Here is a 22,119-nt window from a genome sequence, read left to right as displayed (position 1 = left end):
GGCGCGCGTCGCTGCGAGCGTCCCTAGAGGGACGAGCCCGGCACGCTGAACGTGTCGCAGGACCCCGCGCCCTGCTCGTACCCGCGGGTGAACCAGTCCTGCCGCTGCTCGCTCGTGCCGTGCGTGAACGAGTCCGGGTCGACCCGACCGGTCGCGCGCTCCTGGATGCTGTCGTCGCCCACCGCGCTCGCCGCGGAGAGCGCGTCGGCGATCTCCTGGCGGGTCACCGGCTCGAAGAAGGTGTTCCCGTCGGCGTCCTTCGTGGTCGCCGCCGACCCGACCCAGGCGCCGGCGTAGCAGTCGGCCTGCAGCTCGGTGCGGACGCTGCCCGACGAGGCCCCGGATCCGGACCGGTCGGTCGAGGCGAACGTGCCCTGGAGCTGCTGCACGTGGTGGCCCCACTCGTGCGCGACGACGTACATCTGCGCGAGCGGACCGCCCGACGACCCGTAGCGGGACTGCAGGTCGTCGTAGAAGGCGGTGTCGAGGTACACGGCGCGGTCCGGCGGGCAGTAGAACGGGCCGGTCGCCGCGGATGCCTGGCCGCACGAGGTGTCCGTCGAGCCGTCGAAGAGCCAGAACGCGGGGGTGTCGTACGAGAACCCGAGCGTGCGGGCCTCCTGCGTCCAGTAGGCGTCGAGCGACTCGGCCGCGCCCTCCATCCGGCACTCCACGCGCAGGTTGGCGTCCCGCCCGGTCCGGCACTCCTGGGTCGCGTCGACCGTCTCGCCCTGCTGCTGCACCTGGGTCGTCCCGCCGTCGCCGACGATGCCGCTCAGGTCGACGCCGGTGAACTGGGCGATCAGGAACACCACGATCGCGCCGATGCCGACCGCGCCACCGCCGACGGCGACACCGCGGCCGCGGCGCTTCACCTTCCCGCCGGAGAGCCGGGAGTCCTCGTTGAACGTCATGCTCCGAACGTACGGTGCGGCGGGCGGGGCGTCCGCAGGTGTCGGGGGAACGGTCCGGCGCGCGCAGTGGCCACCCGAGCCGGAGCCGTACCGCGCCCACCGAGCCGCCCCGGAGGATGTGCGAGCAGCATGGGCGGCATGGCCGACCTCGACGAGCAGCACCCCCTCTTCCTCCTGGCGATGGACCAGCGGTCCTCGCTGCTGGAGCACACCTACGGCGACGACTCCGGAGAGCCGACCGACGAGGCCGACGCCCAGCGCGTCCGCGCGGGCAAGCAGCTCGTGTACCGCGGCGTGCTCGCGGCGCTCGCCGCCGGTGCCTCGCGTGCCCGCACGGGCGTGCTCGTCGACGAGCGGTACGGCGCGGAGGTCGCCCGGCTCGTCACCGAGGCGGGACTGCGGCTCGCGATGCCGATCGAGCGGTCCGGCGAGGAGTGGTTCCAGCTGGAGTACGGCGACGACTGGGTCGCGCACGTCGACGCGTTCGACCCCGACCTCGTGAAGGTGCTCGTCCGCGACAACCCGGCCTTCGACGCCGACGAGCGCCGCGGTCAGGCCGAGCGGCTCGCCGAGGTTTCCCGCACCCTGCACGACGCCGGACGCACGTTCCTGGTCGAGCTGCTCGTCCCGGGCACCGACGAGCAGCAGGCCGCGACGGACGACTACGACCGCGACGTCCGGCCGGGACTCGTCGTCGCGTCGATCGGGTACCTGCAGGAGCACGGGGTGGAGGCCGACGTCTGGAAGCTCGAGGGTCTCGACCGCACCGAGGACGCCGAGCGCGTCGTCGCAGCCGCCCGCGCCGGCGGTCGCGACCGCGTGCAGTGCATCGTGCTCGGCCGCGACGCCCCCGAGGAGCAGGTCGACCACTGGCTCCGGACGGCTGCGCCCGTCGACGGGTTCGTCGGCTTCGCGATCGGTCGGAGCAACTGGGAGGAGGCCCTCGACGAGGTGGTGCAGCAGGGCCTCGACCACGAGGCGGCCGAACGGCAGATCGCCGCGAACTACCGGCACTTCGTCGACATGTGGCTCGAGGCGCGGCCGGACGTCGTGGACGGGCTCGACGCCGGCGGGCGCTGACGCCCTTGCCTGCTGACCCCGATCAGCGCTGACCCCGGCGAGCACGAGCATCGGTCTGCGCGCAGGGGTCGGTGCTGACCCGGTGCTGACCCGGTGCTGCCCCGGTGCGGCTCAGGTGCGGACGAGCGGCTCCACCGCCGCGAGCTCGTCGCCGATGCCCACGTCGACCAACTCGACCCGACCGGCGAGGGTCGCTCCCGGCCCGCGGAGCAGCCCGGCCTTGACCCCGCCGAACGTCACCGTCACGTCGGCGTGCAGCACGTGCTCGTCCGCCACACCGCCGGTGTCCGGATCGACGCCGCTCGGCAGGTCCACCGCCACCACGAACGGCGCCCGCTGGTCGCGGGCGAGCTCGCGGACGGCGTCGACCACATCGCGCGCGGGCGAGCGCAGGGCCACCGGACCCGACGCCCCGATCCCGAGGATGCCGTCGAGCAGCACGTCGGCCGCCGCAGCGGCCTCGGTCACGACGGCCGCGAGCCGCGGCCCGTCCGGGACCGCTGCGGCGCGGAGCACGTCCGCCGCCCCGGCGTCGGCACGCGACGGACCGGGACCGGCCAGGAGGCGCGCCCCGGCGTCCAGCGCCGCTGCCAGGCCCGCCTCGTGCACGCGTGAGCCGACGCGCACCAGTGCCACGCGCCTCCCGTCCGACGCCAGGCGGGCCGCCGCGAACAGGGCGTCCCCGCCGTTGTCACCGCTCCCCACCAGCACAAGGACCGACCCCGGGCCGTCGACGGGCCGGACCGCCGGGTCGTCGAGGAGGTCGCCGACGATCCGCGCCAACCCGTCCGCCGCGCGCTGCATGAGGGGTTCCCCCGCCTCGAGGTGCGGCCGTTCCGCCGCCCGGACCTGATCGCCGCCGTAACCGTCCATGCCCACCACCCTGCCCCCGGTAGCCTGGTGGCGCCATGTCACTCGTCCCCGAAGCACCCCGTCCCCGTGCCGTGATGTCGCCCGACGGGCTCAAGCTCGCGACCTACGACTTCGGCGACCCGGACGCCCCCGTCGTCGTCGCGGTGCACGGGTTCGCGTCCGGCGCGGTCCTCAACTGGCACGCCTCCGGCTGGACCCGCGACCTCGTCCGCGCCGGACACCGGGTCGTCGCGCTCGACCAGCGCGGCCACGGTGCCTCGTCGAAGCCGCACGACCCCTCCGCGTACTCGATGGACCTGCTCGTCGCGGACGTCACCACGGTCATCGACACCTACCTGCTGTCCGACGTCGTGTTCCTCGGCTACTCGCTCGGCGCCCGCGTCGGCTGGCACACCGCCGAGCGCATCCCGGACCGCATCTCGCGTGCCGTGCTCGGCGGCATCCCGGACGCCGACCCGATGCGCCGCGTGGCCGTCGACCAGGCGAAGGCGTACATCGCCGACGGGACCCCGATCGAGGACCGCGTGACGAACGGGTACCTGCAGATGGCGGGCAGCATCGAGGGCAACGACCTGCAGGCGCTCGTCGCGATGGTCGAGGGGATGCGGGACAGCATCGAGCCGACGCCGCAGAACGCCCCGACGCAGCCGATCCTGATGGCCGCCGGCAGCGAGGACGGGATCAAGGACAGCGCGGTGCGACTGGCGGAGGCGGCGCCGGACGCGTCGTTCTTCGAGATCCCGGGGCGGAACCACTTCAACGCGCCGACGTCGCGGCACTTCCGTGAGGCGGCGATCGGGTTCATCCGGGGCGGGACCACGCAGTGATCGCGTTCATCGAGGGGTGACGCCGGTCCGTCCTGTCCGGACCGCGCTGACAGGTACTCGCGGGTCCTCCTCCGCGCACCGCGCCGGGCGTAGCGTCCGGCGCATGGACTACAGACTCCTCGGCAACAGCGGGACATCGGTGTCGACGCTGACCCTCGGCACCATGACGTTCGGCAGCGAAGCCGACGAACCCACCTCCCACCAGATCCTCGATGCGTTCGTCGCGGCCGGCGGCACCCTCGTCGACACGGCGGACGTGTACTCCGGCAACGAGTCCGAGCGCATCATCGGCCGCTGGCTCGCCGCCCACCCCACCGAGGCGCGCCAGGTCGTCCTCGCGACGAAGGGCCGCTTCCCCCAGGGCGACGGACCGAACGACCTCGGCCTGTCCCGACGGCACCTCCGGGTCGCCCTCGACGCCTCGCTCGAGCGACTCGGCGTCGACCACATCGACCTGTACCAGATGCACGCCTGGGACGCCCTGACGCCGATCGAGGAGACCCTGCGCTTCCTCGACGACGCGGTGTCCGCGGGCAAGATCGGCACCTACGGGTTCTCGAACTACCTCGGCTACCAGGTCACGAAGGCCGTGTACGAGGCGAAGGCGCACGGCTGGGCTCCTCCGGTGACGCTGCAGCCGCAGTACAACCTGCTCGTGCGCGACATCGAGCACGAGGTCGTCCCCGCCTGCCTCGACGCGGGCATCGGCCTGCTGCCCTGGTCCCCGTTGGCCGGCGGGTGGCTCACCGGCAAGTACCAGCGCGACGAGGCACCGACCGGGGCGACCCGCCTCGGCGAGGACCCCGCACGCGGCATGGAGGCGTGGGAGGCCCGGAACGCCGACGAGCGCACCTGGGCCGTGCTCGACGCCGTGTCCGCGGTCGCCGATGCACACGGGGCGTCGCGGTCGCAGGTCGCCCTCGCCTGGCTGCTCGCGCGTCCCGCCGTCACGAGCGTGATCCTCGGCGTGCGGACCCTGTCGCAGCTCGAGGACAACCTCGGCGCGGCCGACCTCGTCCTGACCGACGACGAGCTGCGGACCCTGACCGACGCGAGCGCCCCGCGGGTCGACGACTACCCCTACGGCACCGCGGGCGTCGCGCAGCGTGAGCGGAAGATCACCGGCGGACGCTGAGGCACCGGGCACCGAGCAGCAGGGACCCGGCGCCGGGCGCGGGGCGCCGTGGGCCGCGCGCCCGACGCACCCGGCCGAGCCGGTTCCGGCACGATCGTGCGGGAACCCGCGGAGTCGCCGGAAATCGTGGACACGTCCCCCGGACAGGTGTCATCCTCGGGACACGGCCGGCTGGTTACCGCGTCGAGCGCCCGGAACACACCCTGATCCGTGTTCCACACGCGCCGAGAGGCCCGGACGATCACATCGTCCGGGCCTCTCGTCCGTCCACGGCTCCACATCGGGCACCACGAGCGGGCCCTGATCCAGGGCCGGCAGCGGGACTCGAACCCGCAACCCCCGTATTACAAGTACGGTGTAATCTGTCCATATGGAGTTGCATGTGCACCATCGGGTGCGTATGCTGACCATACGGCCCACCGGTAAAGCGATGGGCCGATAGGCATGGCTACAGGATTGGCACCACGACTTGCAGTACGACAGGAGAAGAAGATGAGCGCCCGGCACATCTACCGGTTCGACGACGGGGCGCGAGCCGTCGCTCAGAAGTTCCCGCTTTGCGGGCAGGCAAATGCTCACGGCGGCACCGTCATCGGCCCAGAAGAGCCGACACCTGAAGACGCTACGTGCAAGCGCTGCATCAAGCGGCACGAGGCCGGCGAGCTGTAAGTAGGGCCGGCCCGCGGCAACGGACCAGCCCTCACGCCCCACGCCTGACCTAACCAGGAGAGGAACACGACCACGCTATGCGTGACCACCGACAGCACAGAAGAGCAGTACCGGTCAACGGTGACCGGGCCAACGGCAACGAACACAGCAGCAGGAGCTAGGAGCTACACGTGAGCCAGATCGAGATCGCGAGGGCAATCGCGCACATCGCCCACATTGGGCAGACCGACAAGGCCGGGAACCCGTACATCGAGCATCCTGCGCGCGTGGCCCAGCGCCTGTCCGCAGAAGGAAACTCGGAGAACGTCGTCGCGGCTGGATGGCTCCACGACGTACTCGAAGATTCCCCGGCGACTCGTGATGATCTGCATGCGGCAGGCGTTGACTGGCTTGTGATCAATATGGTTGAGCTGGTGACGCGCACCCCTGACGTGACGCCGGAGGACTACTACGCAGCCATTGGCAGGCATGGTGGAGCTACTTCAATCAAGCTTGCAGACATTGCAGACAATACCGACCCGTCTCGCCTCGCGCTTCTCGACGACGCGACGATCGCTCGGCTGACCCGGAAGTATGCGAAGGCTCGTCGGCTGATCGAGGCAGCATGAGTCGCGGCAAGGGCGAATCGTCCGTCTACAAGGACGCGCGCGGCTATTGGACCGTCGCGGTGGAACTACCGCCGCTCGATGGCAAACGCCGCCGCCGGACAGTCCGGCACCGGGATAAGGCAGTCGTCCTCGCCAAGCTGGACGAACTGCGCGCCGAGCTCCGCAAGACCGGCGACCTCCCCACCGCGAACATGACTGTGGCGCAGTGGTTCACCTACTGGTACGAGCAGATCGCCGTACGCGAAGTCCGACCCAAGACGGCGGAACGGTACAGGCAGATCACCTACAAGTGGGTCATCCCCACCATCGGCACCACTCGCCTCTCTGGGCTGTCCGCGACGATCATCCGCCGCGTCACCGACAACATGCTCCGCGCCGGTCAATCACCCGACACTGCGAACCTGGCACACCGCATCATGTCCGCCTCGCTCGAATGGGCCGTCCGGGAGGGACGCATCGGGCAGAACCCAGCGAAGATGATGGCGGCGCCGAGGAAGGGCGTCCCTGACCTCGACGTGCTCGACCTGCAGGAAACGCTCGACGTATTCGCGCACGTCCGCGACAACGGCGGACCACTGTTTGCGCTGTGGGCAACCACATTGCTGACCGGCGCACGACGCGGCGAGATCATCGGACTCGAAGCCGACCGCGTGACAGACGTGCTCGATATCTCCTGGCAGCTGCAACGCTTCACATGGCAGCACGGATGCGACGGACGCTGCCTCCACCGTCGCGGAGCCGAGTGCCCAGAACGACGCATCGACGCGCCCGCCGACTACGAGTATCGGCACGTCAAGGGCGGGCTGTTCCTCACTCGCCCCAAGTCGAAAAACGGGTGGCGCATCATCCCGCTCGTCAACCCGCTCGCGGCCGTACTCGAGCGGCACATGGCGCTGTACCCACCAAACGACAACGGGCTCGTCTTCACCGACCAGGGCCGTCCGATCGACCCCAACGACCACAGCCGCAACTGGCGCGAACTGCTCAAGCAGACCGGGTTAGATCGCAACGTCCGCCTCCACGATCTTCGTCACGGGGCTATCGACCTTCTCACACTCGCGGGAGTGCCCGACGACGTGATCGTGCAGATCGCCGGCCACGCGTCCCGCATGCAGACCAACGCCTACAAGCGGCGCAACGATATCGGACGGATGAGGCTCGGCCTTGCCCAGATGGGGGAGCTGTTCAACCAGCCAGCTGATGGGTCAGCAGGAACACTCGAGCAAGCCGGGTAGACACGTCCAACTCCCGGGCGAGACGTGCACAGTCAGGCGCCCACTTCATCAACTCAACACACTGGTCCAGGTCGATCAGGTTGGCAGCAGCCAGCCGGTCGGCCTGGACTTCATGCTTTGGCCGGTCGTCTTCGTGCCCGAGGATGGCGTGCGCGACCTCATGGGCCAGGGCAGACCGGTCGTGCACTCTCCGTAGTCCTTCGCGGATGACGATGAGGTTGTGCTGCGGGTACCAGCGACCGTTCTCGGTTCGGATGGGGCGGTGGAGCACGGTGATCCCCAGTGCTTCCGCATGTTCGTACGGGTCGTACATGTCCCCCCAGGTCGGTGGTTAGTCGAACTGCTCGTCGGTATCCGCTTCCGGATCCCGGTTGGCGGCGTACTGCTCCTTGTCGAGCTCGTCCAGGGTGTACGACTCCACAGGTCGAAGCGGTGTCACATTCTGACCCTGCACCTCCGACACCAGCGCATCCAACCCACCGATCGACTCGACAGCCCGCGTTACGAGCACAGACGGGTCGACGGACAGCGCCCGTGCGATGAGACCGATCTGCGTGACGTTGATGTCGCGCTGGCCGGCAAGCGCACGGTTCAGGGTCGACTCCACCATGCCCGCCGCGAGTGCGAGTTCCTTGATGGTGACCTTCTTACGCGCCCGCTCAGCCCGGATCTCCGCAGCCAGCGCCTCGTTCAGTACAGACTTCTCCACGCGGACCACCCTACTGCCCATACGGGAACTTTTTGAGCCTCTTGGGCACATACATGCTTGACACTCTCCGCTTGGGGAGTATGCTGTCCACATGGAGAGAGCAGAAGCCCCCGGCACCGTCGCAAACCGCATCGCATCAGCAATGCAGCAGCGCGGCGTCGACATCAGCACTCTCGCGCACGCCGCCGACATCGGTGAGCCCGTGCTGCGTGAACGACTCCTAGGCGAGTCGACCTTCACGTGGCCCGAGCTCGCCACCGTCGGCGGCGTTCTTCGTATCCATCCCGCAGAACTCATGGCAGGTGCCGCATGACAAGCACGGACATGCCATCACTCGCCGGAAAGCTTCTCTACTCCGTCAAGGAGCTAGCGAACGTGACCGGTCTGAGCGCTCAGGCAATCCGCAACGAGATCAAGTCGAGCCGGCTCGTAGCAATCAGCTACGGGACGAAGTACCTGATCGAACCGACCGAAGCTGAGGCATGGATCAAGCGCCTCCGGTCTGAAAGAGCCGCGTAACCACCGGTTCAAACTTCTTCGCCCCATAGGGGCGTTACTTGTCGCGCTCGGAGCGCGGCACGCGACCCACCAGTAGCCCCCGTCACAGGCGGCGCCGATCGGTGGTGAGGCCTCCACGTACGGGGCGATTCGAGAACACAGACAAGCATCTGGTTGCGAGATACGCGGGAAGCAACCCCAAGCCGCCTACGGGCCGCTGGGTCCCTTACGAGCAGCGAAATGGTGAGCCGCCTAGGAAGGCGCGGTCAGGTGCGTACGTCCGGCAGGTATGTCCCTGCCGGCAGGCGGCGGCTCCCGGTTCGACTCCGGCTGCCACCACATGGACGACAACACGCTGCTTCCCGACGTGGAAGCCATGACCGACACATGGGCAGGCGAGAGCGGCTACTACCAGTGGCGCTTGACGACGCTTGCCCATCCCAACTTCTTGCGCCTCTTCGTCGAGGAACAGAGGTCGATCCGATACGCCACCGCACACATGGCTCGCAAGGCCACCCCGGCTGTCGTGTACTTCGTCCAACAGGGCGACAACGGTCCGATCAAGATCGGCGCCAGCCGCAGCTTCACAAAGCGGCTCAAGACGCTGCGCACGAACAGCCCCGTCGAGTTGCACGTCCTGGGGACGTTCCCCGGCGGTTTCGATGCCGAACGTGATCTGCACCACGAGCTCGCTGACCACCGGCTCGAGGGCGAGTGGTTCGCACCGTCGCCCCCGGTCCTCTCAGCGCTCAGGCGCCTGGCATGCGCCGCCTAACCCACCCATTCACCTCATCACAGAAGGGAGCAGTCGTGTCCGCATGGCTGACCCGTTTCATCCGCACGTATCTGGTCGATGTTGACCCCGTTCCTGGGCTGTCACGTCTCGACCGTCTCGACATGATCAAGGAGGAAGCATGACCGAGCCGCAGCAGTGGTACGTGCACATCCTCGGACCCGACGACATCGAGGGCCCCTACACGATCGCCGACGCGTTCAGGTTCGCGGCTGAGGTGAACGAGGCTTCGGCCTACCGGTTGGACTCGCTGACCGATGAATCGTTCCCTGCATGGGCTGTGCCTACTCGTTCACCGCTTGGCACGACCGATCACGAACCGCAATCGACCGGCCTTCCGCAGCCGATGAACTTGACGAAGGCGGAACAGGAGTCGTTCCTCGCCGCCATGCAGGACCAGCAGCCGACCGTGCAGGTACCCGTGTCGCTGCGTGAGCAGGTGCAGGCACTGCGCGACGAGATGTTCGCGGAGTGCGACTCGGAAGATCACCTCGTTCCGCTTACCCTGCTCATCGAACGCCTGGACGCCCTGCTCTCGCAGCCTTGCACGTGCCCCTCGGGCGATGGCTCGCTCCGCTGGCCCTGCCCGACGCACCTCCCGACTGCGCAGGTGCCGACGCGCGAGGAGATCGCTTTGACCATCGAGGCCATCCACGACGAGTGCGGAGACGACTACGAAGCAATGGCAGAAGCTGTCCTCGCCCTGCTCTCGCAGCGGTGCCCGACCGCCGAGCCGCCCCGCATCGAGGACATGGCACCGGTCGCCACCCACAGCAGCGGCGAGCACCGCCGCGTCCGGCTGGGTCAAGGCGACGACCTTCCGGTGTGCGACACGTGCATCAACGTCCTCGGGCTGAACGTCCGATGGGACCACGCCATCCTGCGCCCCGATCACGACGCGGCGTCCACGATCCGCGACGTGATCCCGCCGGCAGTGACCCCGTGACCGGCCAGCAGTCGCCCGTGAATTTCGCATCGGACCGGTTCTGGGCTGCGGTCCTCATCGTCCCGACGGCGGTTCTCGCGGTCATCGGCACGGTCCTGATCGTTGGGGGTACGTCGTGAGAACCGTCGCGACCCTCGTCGCCCTCTCCATGGTCGCTGCCCTGTTCGCGTCCGCCGTCGACCGGTACACGGCCGTCTGGGCGGTCCTCGCGTGGGCTGTCGTCGTCCTGTTCACCGCCGCACTGCTGCGGCTCCACAACGTCATCAACAGTCCGCAGGAGGCAGAGCAGTGAACCCGGACATCTACAGCATCGAGTACCACCGCACCCGGCGGCGAGCGGAAGACCGAGAGCGTGAGCAGCGTCGCCAGCGTTCACGTGCCGCCCAGCCCCGCCGCCGCGACAACGTGAAAGGACACCGACGATGAGCACCGACATCCAGGCCGCCCGCGACGTGCTTACGAAGTGGCGCGAACGAGCAACCGAAGGCCCCTGGAACGTCATCGACGGCGTGTACTCGCAGGAAGGCATGACGTACGACGGCAGCCAGATCGAAGCCGAGCACGAAATGGTCGCGATGGATCACCAAGACCTCGACTGCGGCCCGGTTGCACCGCTTGGTTACTCCGATGCTCGTCTCATAGTCCTGACCGCGGGCAACCCCGACCTGCTCGACGCGATCGACCACCTGCTCCGCCATCACGAGATCGTCCGGCGGGGATCCAAAATCACCCTCTCCACCACCGGGCGGCTGATCGAGTCCCTCGCCGCCACGATCGTCGCCGCCAACGAACGGATGAGCGCATGAGCGGTGAAATGAAGCAGTGTGATGCCGCCTGGCGAACACCGAGGGGGTACACCGCCGGATGGCCCCGGGCGTGGAAGCGACCTCACGAGGCGCACGAGTGCAAGCTTCACGTCGACCACGGGGGCGACCACCCATGCGACTGCGGAGACGTCTGGTCATGGGCCGAGTCCTGCGGCATGAGCACGTGACTAGACCACACGGCGTCCTTTGCGCATGCACGGCCTGTTCAACCAATGAGGAGCACGACTACTGGTCGTGGCACATCGAGCAGGACGGCAAAGCCATCGCCCGCGCCGCCGAGCACGAGTTCGTATCCGACTGCGACTGACCCTCGCACCCCTTCTCCCGCGCTTCAACCCAGAAGCGCACTACTCACCGACCCATGAAGGAGTCACCGTGGCCACCACGACCAGACCCTCAACCGCTGAAGCGCACGCCGAAGAAGCACGCCGACTACTCAGCCTCGTCCGCCCCACCGCGCTGGAGGACGACGAGCTCCTCGAGTTCATGGCGTTCCCCAGCCCGAACAGCGTCCTCGCCGCCGCGCAGGTGCACGCGACCCTTGCTCTCGTTGAGGAGCAGCGCACCGCGAACCTCATCGCCGCCGACGCTGCTGACCTGATCGCCAGCCCGTACCAGGTCGGCGCCGCTGAACACGCCGCGTACTGGAAGGCGCACACCGACGCCCTCGCCGAACGACTGGCGGTCCAGCGATGACCACCAACGGGTACCTGCAGCCCTACGGCGGAGTGTCCGCGCGGCTCGGGAACGCCCAAGAGCTGCACAGCAAGCAAGACAGGTGGGAACGACCGGACGCCGGCGGCTCGTTCGAGTCGAAGGCAGAGGCCGACGAGTGGGACGACTACGAGGACGGCGTCGAAGCAACTGTTGGCTTCGCCATCTGCGCCGAGTGCGGCCGGATCGAGGCTGACGCTCACGAGGACGACGATGAGTGGGGTTACCGCGAGTCGATCTGGCCCTGCCGGACTGCGCTTGTGCTGGGGGCGACGGCATGACCGGCCGCATCGACCTCGCGCTCCCCGAGAGTCAGTATCACCAGCACCCGGCCCTGTCGTCGACGCAGGCGCGGAAGCTTCTCGAGTCGCCCGCCCGGTACCGGTGGGATCGCGACCACCCGCAGGCCGGGAAGCAGACGTTCGACGTTGGGACGGCCGTGCACACGAAGGTGCTCGGTGTCGGCGCTGGCACGGTGGAGTACCCGGATGAGCACGTCACCGCATCCGGAGCGGTCAGCACGAAAGCCGCGACGGTTGCGTGGGCGGAGGAGCAGCGCGCTGCCGGGTTCACGCCCATCGCACCCGCACAAGCCGCGCGAGTCAACGGGATGGCTGAAGCGGTCCTCGCGCACCCCACCGCACGGGCACTGCTCGAGCAGTCAGGTCACTCGGAAGCGTCCGTTTTCGCCACCGACACCGACACCGGCACACCGATGCGCGCCAGGTTCGACCGCCTCAACGACGACGTCGCCATCGACCTGAAGACGACCGCGAAGACCGCATCCGTCGACGGGTTCATGCGCACCGTCGCCGCGTACGGGTACGACGTGCAGCAGGAGTTCTACCTCCACGCACTCGAACAGGCAGGCGAACCACGGCGGCCGTTCCGCTTCATCGTCGTCGAATCGGAAGCGCCGCACCTCGTCGCCGTCCACGAGCTCGACGTCGAGTACCAGCAGATGGGCGCCGCGAAAGTCCACCGCGCACTCGAGCTGTACGCCACCTGCACCGCCACCAACACCTGGCCCGGATACGACCCCACCGTGCAACTCGTCTCACCCCCGACCTGGGCCGTCTATGAGCACGAGGACGAGTACGGGCCCCTTCACGGAATCGAGTTCTGACAATGGACATCACAGAAGCCCTCGCCCCAACCAGTGACCAGCTCGACGCGATCGAACTTGTCGAACCGCGAACGTTCACGATCGGCACCGGCTCCCGACTCGGCAAACGCGACGGCAAGACAGTCGCCGAGATCAGCCTCGTCGAACTCGACCGTGTGTGGCGTCCCAGCAAAGGCATGCTCGACGTCCTGGCCGCATGTTGGGGTAAGGACGGCACCGCGTGGGTTGGCCACCAGGTCACCGTCTACAACGACCCCGACGTCATGTTCGGCAAGGAACGCCGCGGCGGGGTGCGCATCAGCCATCTGTCGCACATCAGCGGACCGCGCGACGTCACCATCCGGGCAACCGGTGCGGGCCGTAAACAGTCGTGGCACGTCGAACCGATCGCCGCTCCCGCACCCGCCCGTGACTGGCAATCCGAACTGCAACTCGCCGGCACTGACCTCGACGCTCTCCGCGCACTCCACACCGCAGCACGGACGGCAGGCGCAGGCACGGACGTGCTCGAGCAGATCGCAGCAGCCGGACGAGCGGCGCAGGCAGGGAGTCCCGATGCAGTGGACTCTTGAGCTCCCGTACGAACGTCCGCCCCTCAACGCGAACCAACGCATGCACTGGGCGAAGAAAGCGGCTCTGACCAAACAGGTCAGAGCCGCTTCGTTCTACGCAGCGAAAAACGCTGGCGTGCTCAGCTGCGACAGGATCCGCGTCACCCTCACATGGTTCGTCCGCACAACGACACGTCGCGATGCCGACAATGTCGTCCCGACGCTCAAAGCGTTGTGCGACGGACTCGTAGACGCAGGCATCGTTCCCGATGACACCCCCCGCGAGATGGACAAGGTCATGCCCGTGATCACTTACCGGCCCGGCCAACCATCCGGACTGCAACTACTCATCGAAGAGGTGCACGACCATGCCGTTTGAGCCCCTGCAAACCATCATCGACCGCGTCGAAACCGCCATCGAAACACGCACCGACGCCGTCACCCCACCCTTCACCGCAACCACCATCACGTTGCGCATCGACGACGTGCAGAGACTCGTGCACGCCGCGATCTGGGGCGACGACCGATGAGCTCCGTCGAAGCAGGCGACTGGTTCGTCAGCAAGACCAACCCGACCGAGTACCTCGAAGTGCTCACCGTCGCACCCGACGGCGGCATCCGCATCCGCATGGCCGGCCAAGAAGCCAACACCACCAAACGGTACCTGCTGCAGAACTACGCACACCTCGAGGAGGACGCATGAACGGCCGTCAGCAGGCAGCGATCGACCACCTGAAGATGGTCGGCCGCGACGTCCACCGGTTCAGCTCCTACGCGATCGAGTACGGGCTCACGGAGAAGCAGATCAAGCAAGCCATCGCCGATGGCGTCCAAGAAGCAGAGGAGGTGACCAATGGCCAGCATCAGAGCGATGGGTTCGCACCAGTCGGCCCGAGCTGAGACCACGACGTGGCTGACCCCACCCGAGATCGTTGCAGCGCTCGGCCCGTTCGATCTCGATCCGTGTGCCGCGCCGTCACCGCGCCCCTGGGCTACCGCAGCTCGGCACATTGAGCTGCCGGAAGACGGTCTCACCGCAGCGTGGGACGGACGTGTGTGGCTGAACCCGCCTTACTCGTTCGAAGCGTGGAAGTGGCTGGCGAAGCTCGCAGTGCACGGCGACGGAATCGCGCTGGTCTTCGCGCGTACCGAAACCGCAGGGTTCGTGTCCGAGGTCTGGGGCAAGGCAACGGCGGTGCGTTTCCTACACGGTCGCCTGTTCTTCCACCACGCCGACGGCTCACGTGCTCGAGCGAACAGCGGCGCACCAAGTGTGCTGGTCGCGTACGGAGCGGGAGCAGCCGAGCGGCTGCGTACCTGCTCTCTGCCCGGCACGTTCGTCGCCCTCGGCAGGATCGGGGTCGCCTGATGCCCTGGTTCAAGATTGATGACGGGTTCTGGTCCCACCCGAAGACGCTGCAGCTCTCCGATGGTGCTCAGGCGTTGTGGGTTCGCGCCGGGTCGTGGTGCATGGCTCACCTCACTGACGGCGTGATTCCGTCGTTCGCGCTGCCAGTTTTGGGCGCAAAACGCCGATATATCGACGAGTTGGTGGGCGTTTCGCTGTGGATTGCAGACGACGGCGCGTACAGATTCCACGACTGGGAAAAGTACCAGCCGACGCGCGAGTCCGTGGAGGCAGATCGTGATGCTGCCGCGGAACGGAAGCGTAGGTCGCGGGAGAAGTCACGACAGCCGTCACGGCGTGACATGAACGTGACGGACGGTGTGCAGTCGCCCGACGCCGCGCCTTCCCCGACCCGACCCGACCCGACCCGACCCACTCCTTCTAACGAAGGAGTACCGCGCAAGCGCGCCTCACGCATCCCCGAAGGCTTTGCTATCACCGACGACATGCGCTCCTGGGCTCGAGCAGAAGTACCCCTCGTGAACGTCGACGCCAAATTGGCCGAGTTCGTGGACTACTGGGTTGCGGTGCCAGGGCAGAAGGGCGTGAAGACCGACTGGATCAGCACATGGCGGAACGGCATGCGGAAGCAGCAGCAGTTCGCTGAACGCGACCGCGCCACCCGTCCAGCGCAGGTAGACCGTGACGCCTGGATGAACGCATGAGCGGCACGCAGGCCGAGCGGAACCTCCTCGGCGCCCTCATCCGCGACACGCTGCAGGTCGACCGAGTGCACGGCATGGTGTCGTCGCAGGACTTCTCGGACGCACGCCTCGGCGTCGTGTTCGACGGCATCCTCGAACGGGTCAGCCGGGGCGACGCGATCGACGCGGCGATCGTCGACGGGATGCTCGCCGGCTGGGGCGTCCGTGGCCTCGACACGGAACCGTTCGTGTGGGCGGACCCGTCCGTGTACGCGTTCGCGGCTCCCGAGTACGCGCAGGCTGTCCGGGCTGACGCGGTGCGGCGGGAGTCGCGGAACGTCGCGAACACGATGCAGGAGGAGCTCGCTGCCGGCGCCGCACCGATGGACGCCGCGTCGAACGCCCTCAACCGGCTGCAGACCCTCGTCGACGGGCACTCGACGGGGATGCTGCAGACGAAGACGCTCGCGGAGATCCTGGCCGGGTCGGACGCGTACGACTGGGTCGTACCGGGTCTGCTCGAGCGGAAGGACCGGCTGATCGTCACCGGTCCGGAAGGGTCGGGGAAGACGACGTTCGTCCGGCAGCTCGCAGTCCTGTCCGCGGCGGGCATTCACCCGGTGACGTTCGAGCACATCGAGCCGGTGCAGGTGCTCGTCGTCGATGCGGAGAACACGGAACGGCAGTGGCGTCGAGCAGTCCGCTGGTCGACCCGCCGAGCCCGCGCTGAGGGGACCGTCGATCCGGCGTTGGCCATCAACATCGTCGCCGGCAACCGGATCGACATCACCCGCGGCTCGCACCTGTCGGAGATCCACCGCCTCATCGACCGGCACAAGCCCGACGTGTTGTTCATCGGCCCGCTGTACAAGCTCGTCCCGAAGGCGATCAACAACGACGACGACGCGGCCCCGCTGATCGTCGGCCTCGACTCGTTGCGGGAGCGGAACATCGCGCTTGTGATGGAGGCGCACGCCGGGAAGTCTGCGGGCGCGAACGGTGAACGGGACCTTCGCCCGCGTGGGTCGGCGGCGCTCCTCGGCTGGCCTGAGTTCGGGTTCGGTCTCCGCCCCGACCCGGAAAACACCGGCGAGGGGAACATCGTTGCCGTGTCTCGGTGGCGTGGTGATCGGGATGAGCGGCAGTGGCCGAAGCGGATGATTCGCGGCGCCGACTGGCCGTGGGAGCCGATCCCATGACCGCCGATTGGGAGAACTTCGTCGCGTCCCTCGACCCGGCAGCCGTCGAACGTGAGCGGATGCGGACGCACGGGGACCTTGACGAGGAGCGGCCGGGATCCCGCGCCGATCACGAGATGCGGTTCGCGCACGACTACGTCCGCGCGGAACGGGCCCTGCTCGAGGCGGAGTCCGAGGAGGAGCGCCGACAACGGCACGACGAGAAGCAGATCGCGGACGCCGACCGAGAGATCCGCGCCCGCGGCTTCGACCAGGCGGCGGACGACAGCGACATCGAGGCGGCCATTCGGTCGTACTCGCAGCAGCACCACGGAAGGACAGCAGCATGAGCGAGCAGCAGTACCGCCTCTGCCCACACGGTTTCCACCACCCGCCCGCTCACCGCCAGTACCCACACGGATGTGACGGCTGCTGGTGCGAGGGCGAACAAGACCGACGCGACTACGGATGGCCGCACAACACCGAACCACGCAAGGAGGCCAACTGATGGCGCAGATCACGTTCACCGCGTTCGTCGAGGACTGGACGCAGAACAACCCTCAGCACCCCGACTGGGCTATGAAGACCGCGGAACCGCACCGGAAACGTGACGGCGACCAGTGGGTGACGACAGCACGCACGTACCGCACCGTGAAGGCCGGCTACGCGAACGACGCCCCAGTCCGCATCGACTTCACCCAGTTCAGCAAGGGCGACCGGGTGATCATCAGTGGCACCGAGGTGACGGAGGTGCGTGAGGCGAACGGGAAGAAGTACTACGACCTCGTCGTCAAGGCGCAGACCGTGGTCATCGCACCGCAGAGCGCACTGCAGCCCCGCACGGCCCCGAACACGACACCTCAGCCCCAGTGGGACGCACCAGCGGCGAACGCCCCGCAGGCGGGCTCCTGGCAGACCGCCGGGGACATCGCAGACGCCGACCTGAACCAGCCCTTCTAGGAGCAGACATGATGATCGACAAGACACCGCCCCCGCCGTCCGCCCGCGTCACCTGGCGCGGATCGTTCGCTTCCGCGGCACTTCTAGCCGACTACGTGAACCTGATCGACAGCGTCGACTACCGAGACGGACAACGCGTCGCAACTGCTGACGCGGACATCACCACCACGACCTACGGCTCGGCAGCCGACCCCATCCGGCGGACCACTGCAGTGTGCACCGTTGATGCGTACGACGGGCGCCACACCCTGTACGACGGCGACACGCTCGTGCAGGCCGAGGGTGGATGGATCGTGGAGAAGCGCGCATGAACGGCACCACCACAACCCCCGTCGAGGTCGACGAAGCCGTTCGGCCCCTCAAGGAGCTCGTTGACCAGCTCGCGAGACGTCACCGCGCGACCGTCGCCTACGAGGACGACGGCAAGCCCGCCACCCGTGTTGCGTGGAAGGAACCCCTCCTCGCGGAACTCCGCACCGCGATCCACTCATCCACCGGGCAGACGCACTCCGGGCACTCACCGGCGAACGAACGCAGCAGCCTCAACCTGCAAGCGTTCACGATCTACGAGGACATCGCCGGCCGCATCGCATCCATGTACGCATCCGCGACCGACGAACGCCCCGACCAGTCCCCGGAGCAGAACCTCACCGACTGGTTCGACGTCTTCGCCGCCGCCCACGCCACGGGCGACGTCATCGAAACGCAGATGGCCGTCGCATGGGAACGGCTCCGGAACATGATCGACCGCATCGCCGACATGTTCGACCCACCCGTCTCCAAGGAGATCACCGAACCGTGCCCCGTACCCGGATGCGGCGCCCGCTACGTCGGCAGCATCGACGGCAACCAGATCGCAGCACTCAACGCCCAATACCGGCGCGGCGGCCACGTGACCGCGTCCTGCCGTGCATGCGGCACCGAGTGGTTCGGCGAATCACGTCTCGTCGAACTCGCCCGCGGCATCAACGCATCCACCGACTTCGAACAGCTCGCCGAAATCCGAAAGGGAGGCTGAGCATGACGATCGCACTCATCCTCGCGCTGGCCCTGCTCGGGACCACCGCGTTCCTCGCTTGGCTCGCTGTCAAGTATGAATCCATCGGTGTCGGGTTCCTCGCCGCCGTCACGTTGCTGTGCTTCATCGGCTGCGGCAACATCGCGCTCACCTGGAGCCAGCCATGACCGCCCCCACCCCGGAGCAGATGCGGCAGTTTGCGCGCGGTCTCTTGAGCCTGCACGGATTGACCCCGCAGGACCGCCGTTACATCGGCTACATCATCGAGAAGCAGGAGGGGAAGCGTTGACCCCGGAGCAGATGCGCGCACTGGCAGTCATTCTCGAAGGCCACCATTCGTGGAACGATGAAGCGGAAGCTGCGGACGCTCTCCGAACCGCCGCCGACCAACTCGAAGCGGTGCAGGACCGGCACGGTGACTCACAGAAACTCCCGCGGCCTTCATCTCCTGACCGCCGCGGTTGAGGAAGAGGGTGGAGTGCATCTTGGCGGACACTCCACACCTCACGGGGGTGAACAGTGCCTCCCTGCGCTGTTCACCCCCGCCAATAAGAAGGTTGCGATGTTTTGAGTAAGAATCTGACCATCAACGGGGAAATATTCGCACTTGACGAAGTTGTTTTCGCGGGTGTCCTGGAACTTGGTGCCGAGCTGGACCGGCTACGCGCCGTGATCGAGAGCGCACCGCACCTGAACAGTTGCCGCATGTTCGATCCCGCAAGCCGCAAGTGCACCTGCTGGAAGGCGGACGTGCTGTGAGTGACATGTCTCGGCGCAAACCGCGCACTCAGTTCCAGAGGCACGACGACTACCGATTCGGTCGGCTCATTTACGACGAGCGCACTCGTCACGGCTGGTCGCAGACCGAACTTGCAGAACGAGCATCCGAACACGGCATGCCCAGTTCTGTGAGCCTCATATCCGCGGTGGAAACCGGAAAGAGGTCCGTAACACTGTACGAGGCGGGTTGTTTGATGGTATCGCTTCACCTGAACCAATCCGACGCATTTGGGCTCGAAGCGGACGCGCTGTGAGCGGGCCCGTCGCGCCGGGAACCATCGTCAACGGCTACTGCGGGGGCCTATTCGGACGCGACTCGTACGGCGAGAAACGATGCATCGACAGCGGCTACGACGCCGGCACCCCATGGGCTGTGTTTCGTGAACTTGACGGGCATGGAGACTGGCGCGTACTCCACGGGGATGCTGTCGCTTACGCACTCGAACAATCGGAAGCGTTGTGAACGGCACGCGGCCGCGATTCAAGATCGTCGATCGACGTACCGGCCAGTCAGTCACGTCCGTCACGTACCTGAGTGAGCAAAGCGCACGCGATGACATCACAGACTGGCAGAACCGCCACGACCGCGGAGGGCGACCAGACATCACCCGCGACCTGCTCCTGAACATGATCGTCGTCGAAGAATGACACGCCGACGGAAGATGCTCGCGCGCGCACACGAAAACAGGTACGCTGTGGAACACGCGGAAGAAGTGTCTCTACCGTCAGTAACTTTGCTCCCCGCCGTCCTCCGGGATTGGCGGGCACATGGAACCACACGAAGGCCCTCACCATCACGGTGAGGGCCTTCGTCGTTAGGCCGCCTCGGGATGGGGTGCCGGCGTGAACACTCCAAGAGAGACGCGCCGGGGATGGTGGTGACCTAACCCACCCGCAGCACACCGCGCCTGCGACAACAACCGCGGTTCGATGGGGTGTAGCTCAACTGGAAGAGCAGCGGTCTCCAAAACCGCAGGCTGCAGGTTCGAACCCTGCCACCTCTGCGTTATCCAGGGCGTCCGATCAGATCCCGCCCTGGATCTCAACTTCCTCGGCCCGCAGGTCAACACGCACACAGCAACGCCGCCGCCCAACAGTCCGGCCGCAAGCACAACAAACGCTGCGCAGAGTCGAGGAACCCATCTGCCGTCTTCCCTCGGCAACCTGCTGGTGACACGCAGACCCGGGACGAGAGCGGCGCCAACGTCAGGAGGATGCCGTGAGCATGGGTCACCGCCAGCGCCGCACCGCATCCGAGTGGGACGCGTTCAGCCGATGGGGTCGCTGCTACCTCGCGTACCTGCAGCGCCCCGGCGTGCGCAGCAGCATCAAGCGCGGTGCACGACGCCGCGAACGGCACGAGGCGCGAGTCGCCATCAGCCGGGAAGGGACGCGGACGTGAGCGAGCAGACGAAAGCAGCGCTCGACGAAGCTGTCGCAGCGCACTTCGCCGACGAGCAAGACGGCGCCATCCTCACCGGGTACGTCCTACAGGCCAAGGGGCAGGGCTTCACCGAAGACGACGACAGCAACCAGGTGCGTCTCCTGCGTGAGTTCGCCAACAATCAGGACTACATCACCAGCCTCGGGCTCGTGGACTGGCTGCGCCTCGCCCTGCACCACAACGCGTTCGGGGACGAGGACGACTGATGCCGAAGCTTGCGAAGACGATCGAGGTCAAGCGCACCGGCGACCGGGTCAGCCTCACCATCGACGGCGAGGAGTTCGGCTACTACCTAGCACGCGAACCGATCACCACCACGACCGAGCTCAACGAGTTCGGAACGGTGAACCTCACCCTCATCGCTGAGCGGGTCACTGTCGAGGACGACACCGTGCAGCCCGTCGGCGCACACACCTCCGACATCAACTGCTCGGACCACCAGCCACGACAACACCGAGACGGGAAGCCGCCGTGGTGCAACCACTGCGGTCTGACGAGCGACGGCCGAGAGCCGGTCTCCCGCTTCCGTCAGTAGCCCGGGTACCGGTCGATGACCGGGCCCCGGCTACCGGATACCCGGACACCCGGATGGGTACCGAGTCCCCGGTCACCGCGGTCGGCCAGTCCGACCCGATGGCCGCGCACCGAACCAGGACGAACACACGCACCCCGCTCGAACCCATCGGCTACGACAGTGAGGGCGCGCCGCTCTGGCCGTGGCAAGTCATGGATGGCGAGTAACTACGAGGTAACCGCATGGGCGCAGCAAACGCCAACGGGCACCGACGGCGCGAACTCATCCGACGCGTACTCGCAGAAGAACACAACTGCGCACTCTGCGGCGCTGCCGTCAACAAAAACCTCAAGTACATCGCCGGTCAGCACGGACCCAAATGCAACCGTGCCGACTGCACGGGCTGCGCATGGCATCCCAAGTCGCCAGTCGTTGACGAAGACATACCGCGCATCCGAGGCGGCTCACCGCTCGACCGCGCCAACTGTCACCTCATGTGCCGCGACTGCAACAGGTGGAAGTCGACCATGACCTTGGCTGAAGCGAAAGCAGCACGAGCAGGCACACCCGCGGCGCTGCCCATCAGCACCGGGTTCGACTGGTGACAGCGGGCAAGGGGCAGGACCCCCTCCCCACCCCGGTTTTGGCCTCCCCAGAGGTATAGGGCC

At 67.2% G+C, this 22,119-nt stretch carries 38 protein-coding genes and 2 tRNA genes; 35 read left to right on the top strand and 5 right to left on the bottom strand.

The window, feature by feature from the left end; all coding sequences use genetic code 11:
• Positions 1–23: 23 nt before the first annotated feature.
• Positions 24–914 (bottom strand): neutral zinc metallopeptidase, encoded by an 891-nt coding sequence (locus BEP24_RS08735; protein ID WP_065962439.1) that lies wholly within the window; start codon positions 912–914, stop codon positions 24–26.
• Between the two features lie 138 nt (positions 915–1,052).
• Between BEP24_RS08735 and BEP24_RS08730 the strand changes: the two genes are divergently transcribed.
• Positions 1,053–1,994, top strand: a complete 942-nt coding sequence (locus BEP24_RS08730; RefSeq protein ID WP_065962460.1) for a 2-deoxy-5-keto-D-gluconate 6-phosphate aldolase domain-containing protein — start codon at positions 1,053–1,055, stop codon at positions 1,992–1,994.
• Positions 1,995–2,105: 111 nt separating this feature from the next.
• Here BEP24_RS08730 and BEP24_RS08725 read toward each other — a convergent pair whose 3' ends face one another.
• Positions 2,106–2,867 (bottom strand): NAD(P)H-hydrate epimerase, encoded by a 762-nt coding sequence (locus BEP24_RS08725; RefSeq protein ID WP_065962436.1) that lies wholly within the window; start codon positions 2,865–2,867, stop codon positions 2,106–2,108.
• Between the two features lie 35 nt (positions 2,868–2,902).
• Between BEP24_RS08725 and BEP24_RS08720 the strand changes: the two genes are divergently transcribed.
• Both BEP24_RS08720 and BEP24_RS08715 read left to right on the top strand, forming a co-directional pair.
• Positions 2,903–3,694 (top strand): alpha/beta hydrolase, encoded by a 792-nt coding sequence (locus BEP24_RS08720; protein WP_065962435.1) that lies wholly within the window; start codon positions 2,903–2,905, stop codon positions 3,692–3,694.
• A gap of 103 nt (positions 3,695–3,797) precedes the next feature.
• Positions 3,798–4,829 carry an aldo/keto reductase gene (locus tag BEP24_RS08715; protein ID WP_065962431.1) on the top strand — a complete coding sequence of 344 codons (1,032 nt, stop codon included), beginning with the start codon at positions 3,798–3,800 and terminating at the stop codon, positions 4,827–4,829.
• A 308-nt stretch (positions 4,830–5,137) separates the two neighbouring features.
• Here BEP24_RS08715 and BEP24_RS17555 read toward each other — a convergent pair.
• Positions 5,138–5,246 (bottom strand) — tRNA-Thr (locus BEP24_RS17555).
• 75 nt (positions 5,247–5,321) lie between these two features.
• Between BEP24_RS17555 and BEP24_RS17550 the strand changes: the two genes are divergently transcribed.
• The 3 genes from BEP24_RS17550 to BEP24_RS08705 all read left to right on the top strand — a co-directional run bounded on the left by BEP24_RS17550 (position 5,322) and on the right by BEP24_RS08705 (position 7,341).
• Positions 5,322–5,498 carry a hypothetical protein gene (locus tag BEP24_RS17550; RefSeq protein ID WP_171898773.1) on the top strand — a complete coding sequence of 59 codons (177 nt, stop codon included), beginning with the start codon at positions 5,322–5,324 and terminating at the stop codon, positions 5,496–5,498.
• A 170-nt stretch (positions 5,499–5,668) separates the two neighbouring features.
• Entirely contained in the window at positions 5,669–6,106 is a 438-nt protein-coding gene (locus BEP24_RS08710) for an HD domain-containing protein (protein ID WP_065962426.1), read from the top strand.
• Positions 6,103–7,341 carry a tyrosine-type recombinase/integrase gene (locus BEP24_RS08705; RefSeq protein ID WP_065962422.1) on the top strand — a complete coding sequence of 413 codons (1,239 nt, stop codon included), beginning with the start codon at positions 6,103–6,105 and terminating at the stop codon, positions 7,339–7,341. Before BEP24_RS08710 ends, BEP24_RS08705 begins: the two co-directional genes overlap by 4 nt.
• Here BEP24_RS08705 and BEP24_RS16580 read toward each other — a convergent pair.
• Both BEP24_RS16580 and BEP24_RS17545 read right to left on the bottom strand, forming a co-directional pair.
• A complete protein-coding gene (locus BEP24_RS16580; RefSeq protein WP_083230233.1) occupies positions 7,292–7,654 on the bottom strand; it encodes an ImmA/IrrE family metallo-endopeptidase in 363 nt (120 codons plus the stop codon). The genes BEP24_RS08705 and BEP24_RS16580 overlap by 50 nt on opposite strands.
• Before the next feature lie 18 nt (positions 7,655–7,672).
• On the bottom strand, positions 7,673–8,050 hold the full coding sequence (locus BEP24_RS17545) for a helix-turn-helix transcriptional regulator (RefSeq protein ID WP_171898772.1): 378 nt from the start codon (positions 8,048–8,050) through the stop codon (positions 7,673–7,675).
• Between the two features lie 91 nt (positions 8,051–8,141).
• Between BEP24_RS17545 and BEP24_RS17540 the strand changes: the two genes are divergently transcribed.
• From BEP24_RS17540 to BEP24_RS17010, 29 genes are all read left to right on the top strand, one after another.
• Positions 8,142–8,363 (top strand): hypothetical protein, encoded by a 222-nt coding sequence (locus BEP24_RS17540; protein ID WP_171898771.1) that lies wholly within the window; start codon positions 8,142–8,144, stop codon positions 8,361–8,363.
• Positions 8,364–8,888: 525 nt separating this feature from the next.
• Positions 8,889–9,323 (top strand): GIY-YIG nuclease family protein, encoded by a 435-nt coding sequence (locus BEP24_RS08690; RefSeq protein WP_171898770.1) that lies wholly within the window; start codon positions 8,889–8,891, stop codon positions 9,321–9,323.
• A 139-nt stretch (positions 9,324–9,462) separates the two neighbouring features.
• On the top strand, positions 9,463–10,287 hold the full coding sequence (locus tag BEP24_RS08685) for a hypothetical protein (RefSeq protein WP_065962414.1): 825 nt from the start codon (positions 9,463–9,465) through the stop codon (positions 10,285–10,287).
• A gap of 115 nt (positions 10,288–10,402) precedes the next feature.
• Entirely contained in the window at positions 10,403–10,579 is a 177-nt protein-coding gene (locus BEP24_RS17535; RefSeq protein ID WP_171898769.1) for a hypothetical protein, read from the top strand.
• Between the two features lie 130 nt (positions 10,580–10,709).
• Entirely contained in the window at positions 10,710–11,093 is a 384-nt protein-coding gene (locus BEP24_RS08680; protein WP_065962413.1) for a hypothetical protein, read from the top strand.
• Positions 11,094–11,489: 396 nt separating this feature from the next.
• Complete coding sequence (locus tag BEP24_RS08675; RefSeq protein WP_065962409.1) at positions 11,490–11,810, top strand: hypothetical protein; 321 nt, start codon at positions 11,490–11,492, stop codon at positions 11,808–11,810.
• Entirely contained in the window at positions 11,807–12,109 is a 303-nt protein-coding gene (locus tag BEP24_RS08670; RefSeq protein ID WP_065962408.1) for a hypothetical protein, read from the top strand. Before BEP24_RS08675 ends, BEP24_RS08670 begins: the two co-directional genes overlap by 4 nt.
• Positions 12,106–12,954, top strand: a complete 849-nt coding sequence (locus BEP24_RS08665) for a PD-(D/E)XK nuclease-like domain-containing protein (RefSeq protein WP_065962404.1) — start codon at positions 12,106–12,108, stop codon at positions 12,952–12,954. Before BEP24_RS08670 ends, BEP24_RS08665 begins: the two co-directional genes overlap by 4 nt.
• A gap of 2 nt (positions 12,955–12,956) precedes the next feature.
• Positions 12,957–13,526, top strand: a complete 570-nt coding sequence (locus tag BEP24_RS08660; RefSeq protein ID WP_065962402.1) for a hypothetical protein — start codon at positions 12,957–12,959, stop codon at positions 13,524–13,526.
• Between the two features lie 40 nt (positions 13,527–13,566).
• Positions 13,567–13,884: a hypothetical protein gene (locus tag BEP24_RS16570; RefSeq protein WP_216093120.1), complete on the top strand. Its 318-nt coding sequence runs from the start codon at positions 13,567–13,569 to the stop codon at positions 13,882–13,884.
• Positions 13,874–14,035, top strand: a complete 162-nt coding sequence (locus BEP24_RS17530; RefSeq protein WP_171898768.1) for a hypothetical protein — start codon at positions 13,874–13,876, stop codon at positions 14,033–14,035. Before BEP24_RS16570 ends, BEP24_RS17530 begins: the two co-directional genes overlap by 11 nt.
• Positions 14,032–14,208, top strand: a complete 177-nt coding sequence (locus BEP24_RS17525) for a hypothetical protein (protein ID WP_171898767.1) — start codon at positions 14,032–14,034, stop codon at positions 14,206–14,208. Before BEP24_RS17530 ends, BEP24_RS17525 begins: the two co-directional genes overlap by 4 nt.
• Positions 14,205–14,405 carry a (2Fe-2S)-binding protein gene (locus BEP24_RS08655; protein ID WP_065962398.1) on the top strand — a complete coding sequence of 67 codons (201 nt, stop codon included), beginning with the start codon at positions 14,205–14,207 and terminating at the stop codon, positions 14,403–14,405. Before BEP24_RS17525 ends, BEP24_RS08655 begins: the two co-directional genes overlap by 4 nt.
• The gene (locus BEP24_RS16565) at positions 14,377–14,874 is read left to right on the top strand and encodes a DNA N-6-adenine-methyltransferase (protein WP_083230231.1); all 498 of its coding nucleotides are present in this window, start codon (positions 14,377–14,379) and stop codon (positions 14,872–14,874) included. The genes BEP24_RS08655 and BEP24_RS16565 overlap by 29 nt, the downstream gene beginning before the upstream one ends.
• Complete coding sequence (locus BEP24_RS17030) at positions 14,874–15,578, top strand: hypothetical protein (protein WP_141693408.1); 705 nt, start codon at positions 14,874–14,876, stop codon at positions 15,576–15,578. The genes BEP24_RS16565 and BEP24_RS17030 overlap by 1 nt, the downstream gene beginning before the upstream one ends.
• The gene (locus tag BEP24_RS08645) at positions 15,575–16,756 is read left to right on the top strand and encodes an AAA family ATPase (protein WP_065962392.1); all 1,182 of its coding nucleotides are present in this window, start codon (positions 15,575–15,577) and stop codon (positions 16,754–16,756) included. Before BEP24_RS17030 ends, BEP24_RS08645 begins: the two co-directional genes overlap by 4 nt.
• On the top strand, positions 16,753–17,085 hold the full coding sequence (locus tag BEP24_RS08640; protein ID WP_065962390.1) for a hypothetical protein: 333 nt from the start codon (positions 16,753–16,755) through the stop codon (positions 17,083–17,085). Before BEP24_RS08645 ends, BEP24_RS08640 begins: the two co-directional genes overlap by 4 nt.
• Before the next feature lie 157 nt (positions 17,086–17,242).
• Positions 17,243–17,695, top strand: coding sequence for a hypothetical protein (locus BEP24_RS08635; RefSeq protein WP_065962388.1), 453 nt, complete (start codon positions 17,243–17,245; stop codon positions 17,693–17,695).
• 8 nt (positions 17,696–17,703) lie between these two features.
• The gene (locus BEP24_RS08630) at positions 17,704–18,006 is read left to right on the top strand and encodes a hypothetical protein (protein WP_065962386.1); all 303 of its coding nucleotides are present in this window, start codon (positions 17,704–17,706) and stop codon (positions 18,004–18,006) included.
• Complete coding sequence (locus tag BEP24_RS08625) at positions 18,003–18,713, top strand: hypothetical protein (protein ID WP_065962384.1); 711 nt, start codon at positions 18,003–18,005, stop codon at positions 18,711–18,713. Before BEP24_RS08630 ends, BEP24_RS08625 begins: the two co-directional genes overlap by 4 nt.
• A 2-nt stretch (positions 18,714–18,715) precedes the next feature.
• Positions 18,716–18,880 carry a hypothetical protein gene (locus tag BEP24_RS17520; RefSeq protein WP_171898766.1) on the top strand — a complete coding sequence of 55 codons (165 nt, stop codon included), beginning with the start codon at positions 18,716–18,718 and terminating at the stop codon, positions 18,878–18,880.
• The gene (locus BEP24_RS18145) at positions 18,877–19,002 is read left to right on the top strand and encodes a hypothetical protein (protein WP_290439179.1); all 126 of its coding nucleotides are present in this window, start codon (positions 18,877–18,879) and stop codon (positions 19,000–19,002) included. The genes BEP24_RS17520 and BEP24_RS18145 overlap by 4 nt, the downstream gene beginning before the upstream one ends.
• Before the next feature lie 278 nt (positions 19,003–19,280).
• Complete coding sequence (locus BEP24_RS17025; RefSeq protein WP_141693407.1) at positions 19,281–19,472, top strand: hypothetical protein; 192 nt, start codon at positions 19,281–19,283, stop codon at positions 19,470–19,472.
• Between the two features lie 480 nt (positions 19,473–19,952).
• On the top strand, positions 19,953–20,141 hold the full coding sequence (locus BEP24_RS17020; RefSeq protein ID WP_141693406.1) for a hypothetical protein: 189 nt from the start codon (positions 19,953–19,955) through the stop codon (positions 20,139–20,141).
• A 284-nt stretch (positions 20,142–20,425) separates the two neighbouring features.
• A tRNA-Trp gene (locus BEP24_RS08620) sits at positions 20,426–20,497 on the top strand.
• Positions 20,498–20,712: 215 nt separating this feature from the next.
• Complete coding sequence (locus BEP24_RS17015) at positions 20,713–20,895, top strand: hypothetical protein (protein WP_141693405.1); 183 nt, start codon at positions 20,713–20,715, stop codon at positions 20,893–20,895.
• Positions 20,892–21,143 (top strand): hypothetical protein, encoded by a 252-nt coding sequence (locus tag BEP24_RS08615; protein WP_065962381.1) that lies wholly within the window; start codon positions 20,892–20,894, stop codon positions 21,141–21,143. The genes BEP24_RS17015 and BEP24_RS08615 overlap by 4 nt, the downstream gene beginning before the upstream one ends.
• Positions 21,143–21,472 (top strand): hypothetical protein, encoded by a 330-nt coding sequence (locus tag BEP24_RS08610; RefSeq protein WP_065962379.1) that lies wholly within the window; start codon positions 21,143–21,145, stop codon positions 21,470–21,472. Before BEP24_RS08615 ends, BEP24_RS08610 begins: the two co-directional genes overlap by 1 nt.
• 221 nt (positions 21,473–21,693) lie before the next feature.
• Complete coding sequence (locus BEP24_RS17010; RefSeq protein WP_141693404.1) at positions 21,694–22,056, top strand: endonuclease; 363 nt, start codon at positions 21,694–21,696, stop codon at positions 22,054–22,056.
• Positions 22,057–22,119: the final 63 nt, after the last annotated feature.

It is taken from the genome of Curtobacterium sp. UCD-KPL2560 (assembly GCF_001705035.1).
Taxonomy (GTDB): Bacteria; Actinomycetota; Actinomycetes; order Actinomycetales; family Microbacteriaceae; genus Curtobacterium.
Note: the sequence above shows the minus strand (reverse complement) of the source record. Positions and strands in the feature narration are given on the sequence as shown.

Excerpts from the sequence above, each read along its gene's own strand:
- BEP24_RS08735 (WP_065962439.1), bottom strand. The coding sequence starts at position 914 with ATGACGTTCAACGAGGACTCCCGGCTCTCCGGCGGGAAGGTGAAGCGC.
- BEP24_RS08730 (WP_065962460.1), top strand. The coding sequence starts at position 1,053 with ATGGCCGACCTCGACGAGCAGCACCCCCTCTTCCTCCTGGCGATGGAC.
- BEP24_RS08725 (WP_065962436.1), bottom strand. The coding sequence starts at position 2,867 with ATGGACGGTTACGGCGGCGATCAGGTCCGGGCGGCGGAACGGCCGCAC.
- BEP24_RS08720 (WP_065962435.1), top strand. The coding sequence starts at position 2,903 with ATGTCACTCGTCCCCGAAGCACCCCGTCCCCGTGCCGTGATGTCGCCC.
- BEP24_RS08715 (WP_065962431.1), top strand. The coding sequence starts at position 3,798 with ATGGACTACAGACTCCTCGGCAACAGCGGGACATCGGTGTCGACGCTG.
- BEP24_RS17550 (WP_171898773.1), top strand. The coding sequence starts at position 5,322 with ATGAGCGCCCGGCACATCTACCGGTTCGACGACGGGGCGCGAGCCGTC.
- BEP24_RS08705 (WP_065962422.1), top strand. The coding sequence starts at position 6,103 with ATGAGTCGCGGCAAGGGCGAATCGTCCGTCTACAAGGACGCGCGCGGC.
- BEP24_RS16580 (WP_083230233.1), bottom strand. The coding sequence starts at position 7,654 with ATGTACGACCCGTACGAACATGCGGAAGCACTGGGGATCACCGTGCTC.
- BEP24_RS17540 (WP_171898771.1), top strand. The coding sequence starts at position 8,142 with ATGGAGAGAGCAGAAGCCCCCGGCACCGTCGCAAACCGCATCGCATCA.
- BEP24_RS08690 (WP_171898770.1), top strand. The coding sequence starts at position 8,889 with ATGGACGACAACACGCTGCTTCCCGACGTGGAAGCCATGACCGACACA.
- BEP24_RS08685 (WP_065962414.1), top strand. The coding sequence starts at position 9,463 with ATGACCGAGCCGCAGCAGTGGTACGTGCACATCCTCGGACCCGACGAC.
- BEP24_RS08680 (WP_065962413.1), top strand. The coding sequence starts at position 10,710 with ATGAGCACCGACATCCAGGCCGCCCGCGACGTGCTTACGAAGTGGCGC.
- BEP24_RS08670 (WP_065962408.1), top strand. The coding sequence starts at position 11,807 with ATGACCACCAACGGGTACCTGCAGCCCTACGGCGGAGTGTCCGCGCGG.
- BEP24_RS08665 (WP_065962404.1), top strand. The coding sequence starts at position 12,106 with ATGACCGGCCGCATCGACCTCGCGCTCCCCGAGAGTCAGTATCACCAG.
- BEP24_RS08660 (WP_065962402.1), top strand. The coding sequence starts at position 12,957 with ATGGACATCACAGAAGCCCTCGCCCCAACCAGTGACCAGCTCGACGCG.
- BEP24_RS16570 (WP_216093120.1), top strand. The coding sequence starts at position 13,567 with ATGCACTGGGCGAAGAAAGCGGCTCTGACCAAACAGGTCAGAGCCGCT.
- BEP24_RS17530 (WP_171898768.1), top strand. The coding sequence starts at position 13,874 with ATGCCGTTTGAGCCCCTGCAAACCATCATCGACCGCGTCGAAACCGCC.
- BEP24_RS17525 (WP_171898767.1), top strand. The coding sequence starts at position 14,032 with ATGAGCTCCGTCGAAGCAGGCGACTGGTTCGTCAGCAAGACCAACCCG.
- BEP24_RS08655 (WP_065962398.1), top strand. The coding sequence starts at position 14,205 with ATGAACGGCCGTCAGCAGGCAGCGATCGACCACCTGAAGATGGTCGGC.
- BEP24_RS16565 (WP_083230231.1), top strand. The coding sequence starts at position 14,377 with ATGGGTTCGCACCAGTCGGCCCGAGCTGAGACCACGACGTGGCTGACC.
- BEP24_RS17030 (WP_141693408.1), top strand. The coding sequence starts at position 14,874 with ATGCCCTGGTTCAAGATTGATGACGGGTTCTGGTCCCACCCGAAGACG.
- BEP24_RS08645 (WP_065962392.1), top strand. The coding sequence starts at position 15,575 with ATGAGCGGCACGCAGGCCGAGCGGAACCTCCTCGGCGCCCTCATCCGC.
- BEP24_RS08640 (WP_065962390.1), top strand. The coding sequence starts at position 16,753 with ATGACCGCCGATTGGGAGAACTTCGTCGCGTCCCTCGACCCGGCAGCC.
- BEP24_RS08635 (WP_065962388.1), top strand. The coding sequence starts at position 17,243 with ATGGCGCAGATCACGTTCACCGCGTTCGTCGAGGACTGGACGCAGAAC.
- BEP24_RS08630 (WP_065962386.1), top strand. The coding sequence starts at position 17,704 with ATGATGATCGACAAGACACCGCCCCCGCCGTCCGCCCGCGTCACCTGG.
- BEP24_RS08625 (WP_065962384.1), top strand. The coding sequence starts at position 18,003 with ATGAACGGCACCACCACAACCCCCGTCGAGGTCGACGAAGCCGTTCGG.
- BEP24_RS17520 (WP_171898766.1), top strand. The coding sequence starts at position 18,716 with ATGACGATCGCACTCATCCTCGCGCTGGCCCTGCTCGGGACCACCGCG.
- BEP24_RS18145 (WP_290439179.1), top strand. The coding sequence starts at position 18,877 with ATGACCGCCCCCACCCCGGAGCAGATGCGGCAGTTTGCGCGCGGTCTC.
- BEP24_RS08610 (WP_065962379.1), top strand. The coding sequence starts at position 21,143 with ATGCCGAAGCTTGCGAAGACGATCGAGGTCAAGCGCACCGGCGACCGG.
- BEP24_RS17010 (WP_141693404.1), top strand. The coding sequence starts at position 21,694 with ATGGGCGCAGCAAACGCCAACGGGCACCGACGGCGCGAACTCATCCGA.